Annotated in this window: 11 protein-coding genes; all 11 read left to right on the plus strand. The window is 70.3% G+C overall.

The features are described from left to right. Positions 1–88 precede the first annotated feature (88 nt). On the plus strand, positions 89–568 hold the full coding sequence (gene mglB / locus JYJ93_RS33385) for a gliding-motility regulator GTPase-activating protein MglB (protein WP_002637270.1): 480 nt from the start codon (positions 89–91) through the stop codon (positions 566–568). Positions 569–579: 11 nt separating this feature from the next. After that, positions 580–1167 (plus strand): gliding-motility regulator Ras-like GTPase MglA, encoded by a 588-nt coding sequence (gene mglA / locus JYJ93_RS33390; RefSeq protein WP_014394794.1) that lies wholly within the window; start codon positions 580–582, stop codon positions 1165–1167. A 108-nt stretch (positions 1168–1275) separates the two neighbouring features. Beyond that, the gene (locus JYJ93_RS33395) at positions 1276–2070 is read left to right on the plus strand and encodes a dihydrolipoamide acetyltransferase (RefSeq protein WP_206798574.1); all 795 of its coding nucleotides are present in this window, start codon (positions 1276–1278) and stop codon (positions 2068–2070) included. Between the two features lie 12 nt (positions 2071–2082). Then, positions 2083–4488 carry a tetratricopeptide repeat protein gene (locus JYJ93_RS33400; protein ID WP_206798575.1) on the plus strand — a complete coding sequence of 802 codons (2406 nt, stop codon included), beginning with the start codon at positions 2083–2085 and terminating at the stop codon, positions 4486–4488. 2 nt (positions 4489–4490) lie between these two features. Beyond that, positions 4491–7907 (plus strand): tetratricopeptide repeat protein, encoded by a 3417-nt coding sequence (locus JYJ93_RS33405; protein WP_206798576.1) that lies wholly within the window; start codon positions 4491–4493, stop codon positions 7905–7907. After that, positions 7904–9262 (plus strand): tetratricopeptide repeat protein, encoded by a 1359-nt coding sequence (locus JYJ93_RS33410; RefSeq protein WP_206798577.1) that lies wholly within the window; start codon positions 7904–7906, stop codon positions 9260–9262. The genes JYJ93_RS33405 and JYJ93_RS33410 overlap by 4 nt, the downstream gene beginning before the upstream one ends. 16 nt (positions 9263–9278) lie before the next feature. Continuing rightward, on the plus strand, positions 9279–9551 hold the full coding sequence (locus tag JYJ93_RS33415; RefSeq protein ID WP_206798578.1) for a hypothetical protein: 273 nt from the start codon (positions 9279–9281) through the stop codon (positions 9549–9551). Positions 9552–9555: 4 nt separating this feature from the next. Continuing rightward, positions 9556–10905, plus strand: a complete 1350-nt coding sequence (locus JYJ93_RS33420; protein WP_206798579.1) for an AgmX/PglI C-terminal domain-containing protein — start codon at positions 9556–9558, stop codon at positions 10903–10905. A 47-nt stretch (positions 10906–10952) separates the two neighbouring features. Next, entirely contained in the window at positions 10953–11399 is a 447-nt protein-coding gene (locus JYJ93_RS33425) for a cyclic nucleotide-binding domain-containing protein (RefSeq protein WP_206798580.1), read from the plus strand. 118 nt (positions 11400–11517) lie between these two features. Next, entirely contained in the window at positions 11518–12081 is a 564-nt protein-coding gene (locus JYJ93_RS33430) for a hypothetical protein (RefSeq protein ID WP_206798581.1), read from the plus strand. Between the two features lie 109 nt (positions 12082–12190). Beyond that, a complete protein-coding gene (locus JYJ93_RS33435) occupies positions 12191–13450 on the plus strand; it encodes a hypothetical protein (RefSeq protein ID WP_206798582.1) in 1260 nt (419 codons plus the stop codon). Positions 13451–13457: the final 7 nt, after the last annotated feature.

Raw genomic sequence — 13457 nt, forward strand, 5'->3', positions numbered from 1 at the left:
CGCCTCGTCTAACCTCCGGGATTCACTCCAGAAACATCGGAGCGCCGCCGTGCGCGGGGCGAGCGAACGCTGAGGAGCGCATACGCCCATGGGCACGCAACTGGTGATGTACGAAGAGGAGTTCACCAAGATCAACGCCGTTTGCGACCGGCTCACCAAGGACGCGAACGCGAAGGTGGTCTTCCTCGTCGACAAGAACGGCCAGCTCATCTCCTCGGCGGGCCAGACGCAGAACATCGACACCACGTCGCTCGCGTCGCTGACGGCCGGCAACGTGGCCGCCATGGGCGGACTCGCGAAGCTCATCGGGGAGAACGAGTTCCCCAATCAGTTCCATGAAGGGGCGAAGGACAGCCTCTACATGACCATCGTCGGCAGCCGGGTGGTGCTGGTCGTCATCTTCGACAACCGCACGAGCCTGGGTCTGGTGCGCCTGCGCATCAAGAAGGCCAGCGACGAGCTGACGAAGATCTTCGAAAGCCTCGTGAAGAAGACCGACAGCCCCGGAGCCGGTTCGCCGTTCGCCGAGATCTCCGACGACGATATCGACAACCTCTTCAGCGAGTAACCCGGGAAGCCATGTCCTTCATCAATTACTCATCCCGCGAAATCAACTGCAAGATTGTCTATTACGGGCCGGGACTCTGCGGGAAGACGACCAACCTTCAGTACATCTACAACAAGACCGCGGCGGACACGAAGGGCAAGCTCATCTCCCTCTCCACGGAGACGGACCGCACGCTCTTCTTCGACTTCCTCCCGCTGTCGCTCGGTGAGATCCGCGGCTTCAAGACGCGCTTCCACCTCTACACGGTGCCCGGCCAGGTGTTCTACGACGCCAGCCGCAAGCTCATCCTCAAGGGCGTGGACGGCGTGGTGTTCGTCGCCGACAGCCAGATTGAGCGCATGGAAGCCAACATGGAGTCGTTGGAGAACCTGCGCATCAACCTGGCGGAGCAGGGCTACGACCTGAACAAGATTCCGTACGTCGTGCAGTACAACAAGCGCGACCTGCCCAACGCGGTGACCGTGGAGGAGATGCGCAAGGCGCTCAACCCGCGGAACATCCCGGAGTACCAGGCCGTGGCGCCCACGGGCGTGGGCGTGTTCGACACGCTCAAGGCCGTGGCCAAGCTGGTCCTCACCGAGCTGCGCAAGGGCGGTTGACAGTCCGCCTGCTTCCCCGCCCGGCGGGCTGGCCCCCACCGGGCAGCCCCCGGCAAAGGATGGTATGACCTCGTGCCGTCGGGCAGAGCCGCCTTCCGAGGTCGTACCGTGCGCGTCACAACCGCCACCTTTCGTCTCCTCGCGCTCCTGAGCGCTGGCCTGTCCGGGCCGGTGCTCGCGCAAGGTGCGTCTCCCTCCCCTGCTTCCCCGCCTCCAGCCGCCGCCGCGTCACCGGCCGCGAGCACGCCCCAGGCCCCCGCCGCGCAAGCACCCGCGGGTGACCAGACGGCGGACGAGGCCTTCACGTCGCGCGTGAAGACGCTGGAGGAGCAGGTCGTCGACCTGAAGGAGAAGATCTACCGCTCCAAGGCGCGCCTCTTGCTGCTCCAGGAGTCGGTGATGGGCGGCGAGCTGTCCACCGGCGCGCGCGCGGTGCTGGTGCACAAGAACGAGATGGGCAACGCGTTCCAGCTGGAGTCGGTGGTGTACGCGCTGGACGGCGCGCCCATCTTCACCCAGGTGGACACGCAGGGAGACCTGAACCGGCACCAGGCGCTGGAGGTCTTCAACGGCCGCATCGTGCCGGGCCAGCACCAGCTCGCGGTGCGCCTCGTGTACCGGGGCAGCGGCTACGGCGTGTTCAGCTACCTGGAAGGCTACAAGTTCAAGGTGCAATCCAGTTACACCTTCAACGCGGAGTCCGGAAAGGTCACCACGGTGAACGTGGTGGGCGTGGAGAAGGGCGGCCTCACCACGGACCTGAAGGACCGGCCCGCGGTGCGCTACGACATCGAGGTGGCCAAGGACGCGCGCGCGAACCGGCCCGCCGGCCCCAGCGTGGGGACGGAAGGCGCACCGGGGACGCCCGCCGCGCCGGCCACCACCTCCAGCGAGCCGAAGTAGGAGCGGACGGCCGTGACCGCGACGCTGCACGCCCTGGCCCTCGCGCTGTCCCTCGGGGCCGCGCCCGCTCCGGCGCCCCAGGCCCCAAAACCGGGGGCCCCGCTGCCGCCCATGCCCGCGTCGTTGAGTTCGCGCGCGGCCTCGGTGGAGGCGGTGGAGGCGCAGCTGCGCACCGCGGAGCAGTCACTGCGCTTCGTGGAGACGCAGTTCACGGAGCGCCCGGAGCCCAGCAGCACCGACTCGCAGCTCAAGCGCTTCTCCGAGGGCGAGGTGTACTCGCTCTTGGGGGACTGGGCCGCCGCGTCCGTCCTCTTCTACGACCTGGTGAGCGACCCGGCGTTCAAGGCGAACCCGCGCTACCCGGAGGCGGTCTTCTACCTGGCGGACGCGCTCTACCAGCAGAAGAACGACATCGGCGCGCGGGTGTACCTGCGCGACGTGCTGGACCTGCCCCTGACGCCGCAGCGCTACAAGGAGGCCGTGAGCCGCTACCTCGCGGTGGCGGGCCGGCTCCAGCAGTTCGACGGCATCGACACCTACGTGGAGAAGGCGCGGCAGCTGTCGGGCGGCGTGCTGGCGCCGGACATCGCCTACGTGCACGCGCGCGGCACCTTCAAGCGCATGGACTTGACGCCGGAGGAGCACCAGCAGCGCTCGCGCGCGCTGTTCGCCCCGCTGGCGCAGGGCCCCGGCGCCTTCCGCGTGCAGGCCGTCTACCACCTGGGCGTCCTGAGCGTGCAGAGCGGGGACTACCCGGCCGCCATCGCCGAGTTCCAGCGCATCGTGGGCACCGGGCCGGAGGCCGTGGTGTCCACCGGCCTTCCAGAGGCGGAGGCGCAGCGCTTCCGCGAGCTCGCGTTCCTGTCGTTGGGCCGGCTGATGTACGAGACGGGCCGCTACGACGAGGCGCTGGACCACTACGGCCAGATTCCGCGTGAGAGCGAGCGCTTCCCGGAGTCGCTGCTGGAGGTCGCGTGGACGTACGTGCGCAAGCAGGACTTCACGCAGGCGAAGAACGCCACGGACATCCTGCTGCTCGTCGCGCCGGACTCGCAGCTCGCCCCCGAGGCGCGCATCCTCCAGGGGCACCTGCTCCAGAAGCTGCGCCAGTACGACGAGGCGCTGGAGACGTATGACGGCGTGGCGAACACGTTCCGCCCCGCGCGCGACAAGGTGGACGCGCTCCTGCGCGTGAACCAGGACCCGGTCGCGTACTTCGACAACCTGCTCGCGCGCAACGAGCGCTCGCTGGACGTGAGCACGCTCCTGCCCCCGCTGGCGCTGAAGTACGCGTCCACGCAGAAGGAGGTCGCGGACGCGGTGCGCATGGTGGGCGACCTGGACAGCGGCCGTCAGGGCGCGGGCGAGGCGAAGGCCATCGCGGAGCGCATCCTGGAGGCGCTGGACGCGCGCGGGCTGGAGGCCTTCCCGGAGCTGCAGGAGGGCTACGTCCGCACAGAGGCCGTGGACACCGCGCTCACCGCCGTGGAGCAGTCCCTGGTGCAGGCGGAGGCGGAGCTGGTGGAGGAGAAGCTGACGCCCGCCGAGCGCGAGAAGCTGCTCGTGGCCCAGGGCGCTCGCGAGGCCCAGCGGCTGCGCTTCGCGGCGCTGCCCACCACCAACAAGGAGCTGGAGGAGCGCCGCCACCGCATGCAGGCCAAGGTGGACGCGGTGGACCGCGAGGCCTTCCGCGTGGGCTACGAGCTCCAGAGCCTGCACGCCAACGCCGCCGCCATCCGCAAGTGGGTGGAGGACACGCGCGACGAGCGGCAGGCGGACCCCGCCGAGGAGCGCGAGTTCCTGGTGCAGCTCCAGGCGGAGATCGCCGCGCTGAAGGACCTGCAGGCGGAGCTGGACCGCACGCGCGCCCGGCTCGCCAGCGAGCGCCAGTCCACGGACACGTCGCTGGAGGGCGAGGCCGCCATCCGCGCCCGCTACTCCGCCGCGCTCCAGCAGGAGCACGGCGTCCTGCGCGCCGGTGAAGGCCGGCTGTCCGGCGAGGACACCCGCGTGCTGTTGCGCATGCACGCGGTGCGCTCGCGCATCGACTCGCTGCGGGGCCGGGTCGCCATCGCGCGGGTGGCGCTGCGCTCGCGGCTGGAGAACCGCGTGAAGTCCATCCGCGACAAGGTGCGCGTGGAGCAGGCGCTGCTCCAGGGCTACGAGCAGGAGGTGGCCGCCGCCTCCGGTGACGCGCGCAACCTGGTGGGCCGCATCGCCTACGAGAGCTTCCGCCGCGTGCGGCAGCAGTTCTACGACCTGGTGCTCAAGGCCGACACCGGCACGGTGGACGTGGCCTTCAGCCGCACGCAGGACAACGCCGCGAACATCCAGAAGGTCGCCAAGGAGAAGTCGGACGCGCTGCGTGCGCTCGACCTGGAGTTCAAGGACGTCCTGTCGTCGGAAGGGGGGGACTGAAGATGCGCCGCCCTGCCCTCGCCCTCCTCATCGCCCTGGCGCCGCTGGCCGCTCACGCCGCGAAGCCCAGGGCCTCGAAGAAGCCCCCCACGACCTCCGCGCCCGCGGCCCCCGCGAAGGCCCAGCCCGCGCCCGCCGCCGCGCCCGCGCCCAACACCTCGCGCTACCTGGACGGCCTGGGCCACACGCCCGAACAGGAAAAGCTGCTGCGCGACGTGAGCCGCGCGCTGGAGGCGTACGAGGCGGAGTCGCGCGACTTCCACCGCGAGGTGAAGCAGCTCATCGAGCGGCGCTACCAGCAGAAGCGCTCAGCGCTCAACAACGCCTACGAGAAGACACTCACCGCGCTGGAGTCCCAGGAGCGCACGCAGCGGCTGGACGCCATCGCCCGGGCCGAGGACTTCCTGCGCCGCTACCCGGACGAGCCTCGCGCCACGCCGGACGTCATGTTCCGCCTGGCGGAGCTGTACTACGAGCGCTCCGCGGACGAGCACCAGCTGGCGCGCAAGGACTACGCGGAGCGCGTGCGCACGCTGTCCGACGAGGCGATGGCGGACCTGCCGCCGGAGCCGGACGTGGACTTCTCGCCGTCCATCGGCGTGTACCGCACGCTCCTCGCGCGCTTCCCGGACTACAAGCTCAACGACGGCTCCCTGTACCTGCTGGCGTACTGCCTCAACGAGCAGCACAAGGACGAGGAGAGCCTCGCCACCTACCAGCAGCTCACCACGCGCTACCCGAAGAGCCGCTTCGCCACCGACGCGTGGACGCGCATCGGCGAGTACTGGTTCGAGGACGAGTCCGACCCGGAGGCGCTGCGCAAGGCCGCGGAGGCGTACACCGCCGCCACGCGCGACACGGAGCACCGGTTCTACGACAAGGCCCGCTACAAGCTGGCCTGGACGTACTACCGCATGGACTGGTTCGAGGAGTCCGTGGACAGCTTCCTGCTGCTCCTGGACCACTACCAGTCCCACCAGCAGTCCGGCAGCAAGGCGGATGAAGGCGACCTGCGCTCGGAGGCGCTCCAGTACATCGCGCTGTCACTCGCGGATGAGAGCTGGGGCGGCGTCGCGAAGGCCCGCGACCTCTTCGCGAAGCGCGGCGGCCGGCCCTACGAGGCCGAGGTGTACCGCCGGCTGGGCAACGTCTACTTCGACCAGCTCCGCAACCCGGAGGCCATCGCTGCGTATCAGCAGGTGCTGGCCACCGACCCGCTCACCACGGACGCGCCCCGCCTTCAGCAGCGCATCGTCCAGGCCTATGAGCGCGACCGGCGCATGGACCTGTACGCGCTCGAGTCGGAGAAGCTGGCCAACGACTACCTGCCCGGTGGCGCCTGGTACGAGAAGAACAAGGACGACCCGAACGCGCTGTCCCACGCGCAGACGCTCGCCGAGCAGAGCCTCTACTCCGCCGCCGCGTACCAGCACCAGCAGGCGCAAGCCTTCCAGAAGGAGGGCAAGGACGCGGAGGCGAAGAGCACCTACGCCTCCGCCGCGCGCGCCTACGGCACCTACCTGGAGCGCTTCCCGCGCAGCAAGACCGCGTACGCGATGCGCTTCTTCCACGCCGAGTCCCTCTTCAACTCGGACGCGTACGGCCCGGCGGCGAAGGAATACGAAGCCGTCCGCGACTCCAACCAGGACAACACCTACCGAGAGGTGTCCGCGCACAACGCGGTGCTCGCCTGGAAGGCGCAGCTGGACGAGGACGTGAAGGCGGGCCGCGTGCCGGAGCGCAAGCCGCTGCGCGCCAGCGAGCGCCCCAAGGACAGCGCGCACGCGCCCGTGGCCCTGGCGCAAACAGAGGCCGCGCTCGTGAAGGCGTCCGACGCGTACGTGGCGCTGCTGCCGAAGGAAGAGGCCGCGCCGGGCATCGCGTATCAGGCCGCGGAGCTGTTCTACACGCACGACGACTTCGCCCATGCCCGCCCCCGCTTCGAGCGCGTGGTGCAGGCCTACCCGCGCAACCCGGTGGCCGGCTACGCCACCAACCTCATCATCGAGTCCTTCCTCATCGACCAGGACTGGAAGAGCGTGGAGGAGGTCAGCGCGCGGCTCGCCAGCAACGCGCAGGTGGTGGACCCGTCCAGTGAGCAGTACCGCGAGCTGATGAAGTTCAAGCTCGCCGGCCGCTTCAACCTGGCGGACCAGTTGGCCGCGCAGAAGCGCTACGACGAGGCGGCGAAGAAGTACCTCCAGCTGGTGGAGGAGGCCCCCCGCCACGAGTTCGCGGACAAGGCGCTCAACAACGCGGCGGTGGCGTACGAGGAACTGCGCCGCTTCGACTCCGCGATGAAGCTCTACGAGCGCATCTACCGCGACTACCCGAAGTCGCCGTGGGCGCACACCGCGCTGTTCCGCGTGGCCCTCAACGCCCAGAAGTCCTACGACTTCGACAAGGCCGTCACCAGCTACCAGAAGCTGGTGAAGGACTACCCGAAGGCCGAGGAGCGCGAGGCCGCGCTCTTCAACGCGGCGTCGCTGCTCGAAGGACAGCAGCGCTACGCGGAGGCCGCGGCGGCCTTCCAGCGCTCCGTGGAGCTGTACCCCCACGGCAAGAGCGCGCCGGAGAACCAGTACCGCGCGGCCCGCATCCTGGAGAAGTCAGGCGACACGAAGGGCGAAATCCAGGCGCTGGAGGCCTTCGTCCGCAAGTTCGCCAGCAAGCCGGACCAGGTGGAGCTGGTGGTGGACGCGAAGCGCCGCCTGGGCGACGCGTGGAAGAAGCGCGGCAACACGAAGGAGGCCCAGCGCGCGTACACCGCCGCCGCGGACGAGTTCGACCGCCGCAAGCTGAAGCACGACACGCAGCCGCGCGCCGCGGAGGCCGCCGCCTACAGCCGCTTCCAGCTGGCCGAACTGGAGATCCAGCGATTCGACGCGCTGAAGCTCAGCGGCTCTGGCAAGGCGCTGGAGAAGAGCCTCACCCGGAAGACCGAAGCGTTGAAGGCCGTGGACGCCGCGTACGTGAAGGTCATCCCGTACAAGCAGCTGGAGTGGACGCTCGCGTCGTTCTATCGGCTCGGCTACATCCGGGAGCGCTTCGCGGCCACGCTGCTGGACGCGCCGGTGCCTCCCGAAGTGAAGCGCATGGGCGACGAGGCGGTGCTGACGTACCAGGACATCCTCACGCAGCGCACCGTGGCCCTGGAAGACGCCGCGGTGGAGAAGTACGCCGCCACGCTCAAGGAGGCGCGCAACTACCGCATCTCCAGCGAGTGGACGCGCCGCACGCTGGAGTCCCTCAACCGCTTCCGCCCCAAGGAGTACCCCGTCCTCAAGGAGGCCCGGGGCGCGCTCGCGTCGGAGACCGTGTATCCGGACGGCCTGCTGGGCACCCTCGCCGCGCCGCCCGCGCCCGCGCGCGCCGACCCGGACAAGGCGACCCGTCTCACCGAAGGGGGCACGCCATGAACGCGGGCCGCAAGTTCGCGCTCACCGGGCTCGTGCTCTGGCTGTCCGCCTGCGCCTCCGGGCCACAGACGCGCAAGGACTCGAAGCTCACCGGGCCGGAAGCCGGCCCCGCCACCGCCGTGAGCACGTCTCCGAAACCGGGCGAAGCGAAGTCTGGCGACGCGAAGCCCCAGGCGAAGGAACCGGCACCGGTCGCGAAGTCGCTCGCGGGACCGGAGAAGGACTTCACCCGCGCGGTGGAGATTGCCCGGCGCGGCGAGCTGACCATCGCGGAGACCGCGCTCAAGGCCCTGCTGGAGAAGTCCCCGAAGCTGGGCCCGGCGTGGACGAACCTGGGCATCGTGCAGGAGCGGCAGGGCCGCTTCCCGGACGCGGAGCGCTCCTACCGTCAGGCCCTGGCGTTGGAGCCAGACCAGGAGGCCGCGTGGGACTGCCTAGTGCGGTTGTCCGCGCGCACGGGCCGCGCGGCGTCGCTGGAGGCGGAGCTGCGCGAGGCGCTGACGAAGCAGGACTCGGTGGCCCGGCGCACGGCGCTGGCGCTGAACCTCCTCTTGCAGAAGAAGCACCCCGCCGCCGTCGCGGAGGCCCGCCGCGCGCTCCAGGTCAGCGAGCAGCACGTGCCCGCCATGCAGGTGCTCGCGCAGGTGTACGCCCGCGAGGGCAAGTACGAGCTGGCGTCCATGGTGCTGGGCAACGCGCTCGCCATCGACGCACAGGACGCGGCCACCCTCAACGCCCTGGGCCTGGTGCACCTGGGCCTCAAGGAGCGCCCCCAGGCGCTGGAGCGCTTCCGCCAGGCCATCGCGCTCCGGCCGGACTTCGCCGAGGCGCGCAACAACCTGGGCACCCTGCTCAACGAGGGCGAGGACTACGCCCGCGCCCGCGTGGAGCTGGAGGCCGCCGTGAAGGCCGCGCCGGACTTCGCCGCCGCCCACCTCAACCTGGGCAACGCCTGGCGCGGCGAAGGGGACTTCCCCCGCGCGCTGGCCGAGTACGAGCGCGTGCTCCAGCTCCAGCCCGACGCGAAGGACGTGTACTTCAACCTGGGCCTGCTGCACCTGGACCTGGAACCCGCCGGCATGGACGCCCTGGAGCGCCTCCAGAAGGCCGCGTCCTTCCTGGAGCAGTACAAGTCCAGGGGCGGCACCGACGAGCGCACCGCGCAGTACCTCAAGGACGCACAGAAGGGCATCGACCGGGAGACCCGCCGCCGTGAACGCGAGCGCAAGGAGGGCCTCAAGAAGGCCGCCGAAGCCGCCAAGGCCCCCGAGGCAAACCCGACCCCCGCCTCGCCCCCCGGGCCCCCTGCCGCGCGGCCGGGCGCCTCGGGTAAGGTGTCCAAAGACGTCCGGTAGTCACGACTTTCTGCCCATGCGCCCCGCCCTCTTCCTGCTGCTGCTCGCCGTCGCCCGTCCGTCCTGGGCGGAGGACTCCGCGTCCACGAAGAAGGCGGCGGCCAGCGCGACGCCCGCGAAGAAGCCGGCCAAGGCCATCCGCCTGGAGGCCATCAAGGTCGAGGGGCGCATCCAGAAGCCGGAAGCCTTCTATTTCCTCGACCGCTCCAAGCCGAGCTTCGACGACCTGAACCGCACGGAGAGCTTCGTGCCCAAGGTGGTCCAGAGCGTGCAGCAGGACCCGTTCTAGTCACATGGCCCTTCAAACCCGCCCCAAGTTGCTGCGCGTCGGCGTCATCCAGGACGGGCGCATCGTCGAAGAGCACCACCTGCTCCACGACTCCGTCACCATTGGCGAGGACGCCCGCAACACCATCGTCATGCCTCCGTCCGAGGCGCGCCCGCCGCGCTTCAAGGTGCTGGAGAACCGCGGCCAGCAGTTCCACCTCATCATCGACGAGCACATGCAGGGCCGCGTCAACCTGGGCTCGTCGGACGTGGACTTCGACGCGCTGCGCTCCCAGGGGCTCGCCACGCGCCGCGCGGACGACACCTTCGACCTGCCCCTGCAGGAGAGCGCCCGCGGCAAGGTGGACCTGCCGGACGCCACGCTCTTCTTCCACTTCATCCCCGCGCCCGCGGAGGGCTCCAAGCCCACCCTGCCCCCGGAGCTGAAGGCCAGCCCGTGGCGCACGGTGGACCGCGTCTTCTTCGGCATCCTCCTGTCGATGCTGGTGCTCTACGTGCTGAGCGTCGCGCTCATCGTCGCCCAGCCCGCGCCGGTGGAGGCGGAGGTGGAGCTGGACCAGTTGGAAGACCGCTTCGTGCGCGCCATCATCCCGCCCCAGCCCGCGAAGGTGGAGGAGCCCAAGGACCCGGGCAACACGCCGGAGAAGAAGGCGGACGAGCCGAAGCCCGACCCGAAGAAGACCAACGCCAAGGACCCGGCGCCCGCCCCCGCCAACAGCGCGGAGCGCCGGCAGCAGGTCGAAGCGAAGGTCTCGGGCACCGGCCTCCTCAAGCTGTTGGGCGGCAAGGGCCCCGGCGGTGGGGATGCCATCGCGGACGTGCTCGGGAGCTCCGGCAGCGGCGCCAACGTGGCGGATGCGCTCGCGGGCGCGACGTCGGGCGGCGCGCTCACGGCGGGCTCCGGAGGCGGCAACGGCATCGCCAACCCGCAGGGGGACACCGGCGGCAAGATGGCGGGCATCGGCGCCACGCAGACCTCCGGCGCGGGCACCGTGGACACGGGCCGCAAGCAGGTCGTCAAGGTGCCCCAGGTCGCGGACTCGGTGCCGGAAGTGGACAGCGCGGAGGTCAAGCCCAAGGACCTGGCCCGCTACATCCAGAGCCGGAAGGCCTCCATCCAGCGCTGCTACGAGAACGGCCTCAAGCGCGACCCCTCCCTCAAGGGCAGGGTCATGGTCCGCTTCAACCTCACCCCGCAGGGCCGCGCCAGCGACGTGGAGGTGGAGGAGTCCACCCTGCGCTCGGACGAGGTCATCAACTGCATCAAGACGACCATGCGCGCCTGGACGTTCCCTTTCAAACCGAGTGACGACGTCCCCGTCAGCTACCCGTTCATCTTCTCGCCAGGGGAATAGGCTCGACCGTCCGGACCTTCCGGAGGCACCGGACCCGCGGGGAGCACATGGAGAAGCTGGCTGTCATCGCCACATCCCCCCTCTTCGAAATGCTGGCCCCCGCCGAGCTCGCACGCCTGGCGGAGCTGGCACGGCTGTACCGCTACGCCAATGGCGAGGTGGTGTTCGAGGAGGGCGACCTGGGTGACAGCCTCTTCGTCATCGTGCGCGGCCAGGTGGAGGTGGTGCGCCGGGGTGCGGGCAACGGGGTGACGCCCCTCACCGTCCTGGGCCCGCCGGAGTTCTTCGGGGAGATGGGCCTCATCGACAAGGACCACCGCTCCGCCACCGTGCGCGCCCTGGGCGAGGTGGAGCTGCTCCAGCTCACCGCGCAGGATTTGCGGACCTTCCGGCTGGCGCACGCGGACGGCTTCACCTTCATCGTCGTGAACATCGCGCGCAGCCTGTCCGCCCGCCTGCGCGAGGCCAACGCCCGCCTGGCCCCCCAGGACTGACGTCCGGCGCCCAAAAGCCGGACTCCGGGGCGATGGGGCATTGCGTTGACACCCCTCCCCCTCACTCCTAGGCTCGACTCTCGAAGCTTGGGAAGGGCCGGAAGGACTCGTGAGGCGCATGCGCACCCTGGGAATGCTCGCCATCGTGGGAGGACTCGTCACCTCCGGGATGGCGCTCGCGCAGTCACCCGCGTCGCCCCCGCGCCCCGCTCCGCCCGCGCTGGACAAGGCCGGTGACGTGCCGGACAGCCAGAAGCTGGAGCGCAGCACGCAGGCGCTGGGCGGCATGCGCGAATCGCTCCGCCAGGTGTTCGAGAAGGTGGAGGAGGCGCGGCGCACCAAGGACGTGGTGAAGCTCAACTGCGCCAACGAGAAGCTGACGCAGATCAAGGGCCTCCTGCGCATCTCCGAGCAGGCCGACGTGGCCCTCCAGGAGGCCGTCAGCAAGAGCGAGGCGGCGCCCGGCGAGCACGAGTTCACCAAGGTGATGATCGCCCAGCAGAAGGTGGGCCAGCTGCGCTCGGAGGCCGAGGAGTGCATCGGCCAGCTCGCCTTCCGCACCGACGAGAACCTCTTCGTGGAGGTGGAGGAGCCCGACAACCTGCCCGGGGGTGATCCCACGCGTCCCCCGCCGCCGCCGGACCTGGTGGTCCGGCCTCCTCCCGCGAGCCCCGTGGACTGAGTGGCTGCGTCCTTCCACCTCGCGCGGTCCCGGCCCCGGACCGTTTGTTCCGGTGCGGGAACCCGCGTGCTATGCCCGCCGTCTCACCGCGTGGAGCGCCTCTGACCCCATGAAGCAGCCTGGGACATTCCGTCTGGCCCTCGGGGCCCTGGCGCTCGCGGCGCTCCTGCCGCTGACGGCGTCGGCGCAGGCGTTCACGGGCGGCCGGCCTCCGGGCGGCAACGGCCTCAAGGTGGGCAACGGGCGGCTGCACCCGACGCTGGAGCTGGAGACGCGGCTGGACAGCGGCGTGGGCTACTTCCGCGAAGCGGGCACCGGCCCCCTGTCCCCGGACCTGTCCGGGGAACTGGCGCTGCACGTGCGCCCCGGCCTGATGCTGGACGTGCCGTCCCCCAAGCTGGCCATCGCGCTGCGCGGCAACCTGGACTACGTGGCCTACACGGGCCTGATTACCTCGGGTTCGGGCGCGGCGTCGCACCTGGAGGGCGCGGCGGACCTGGCGCTGCGCTTCAACCAGGAGAGCGAGCTGTCCATCGAGGTGGGCGACGAGCTGATGCGCTCGGACCGCACCCGCACGGCGGCGCTGGGAGCGGGCATCCTCAGCCTCTTCAACGAGGCGCGCGTGAAGGCGCAGTGGAAGCCCGGCGGCGGCGCGCTGGAAGTGACGCCGGTGCTGGCGTACGCGATGGAGTTCTTCGAGCCCCTGGGCGGCATGACGCCCATCGGCTGCACCGACGCCGCGTGTGATCCGCTCGCCGCCAGCCAGTTCAACTACGGCAACCTGCGCCTGGGCGCCGAGGGCCGCTGGCGCTTCCTGCCCAAGACGGCGGTGGTGGTGGACACGGGCCTGCAGTACCGGGGCTACTTCAACGACACCACCACGCCTGGCGCGGCCATCCTGCATGGCATGGCGGGCGTCTCCGGCCTGGTGTCCCCGCGCATCACCCTGACGGCGAAGGCCGGCTGGAGCCAGAACCTGGGCTCGAGCGGCGGCGGCACCGTGGTGGGCCAACTTGAGGGCACGTACCTGCTGGGCCCGTCGCTCACGGTGAAAGGCGGCTACCTGCGCGCCTTCCAGCCGGTGGCCGCCTACGGCACCTTCCGCGACGACCGCGTCTACGCGGAAGGGCGCTCCGTCATGGGCAGCCGGCTCGCGCTGCACGCTGCGGGCGCGCTGGACTTCCTCTCCTTCGCGGGCGGCCGCAGCGACACGCTGGTGACGCTGGACCTGGGGCCCGAGTATCAGATCCGCCCGTGGCTGGTGGGCGCGGTGGGATACATGCTGGGCACCCGCTCGTCGTCGCTCGGCGCCGCCGGCCTCAACTACACCCGCCACGAAGGCTACGCGCGGGTGTCCGTCTCCTACTGAGGCCCTC

It is taken from the genome of Corallococcus sp. NCSPR001, assembly GCF_017309135.1.
Taxonomy (GTDB): Bacteria; Myxococcota; Myxococcia; order Myxococcales; family Myxococcaceae; genus Corallococcus.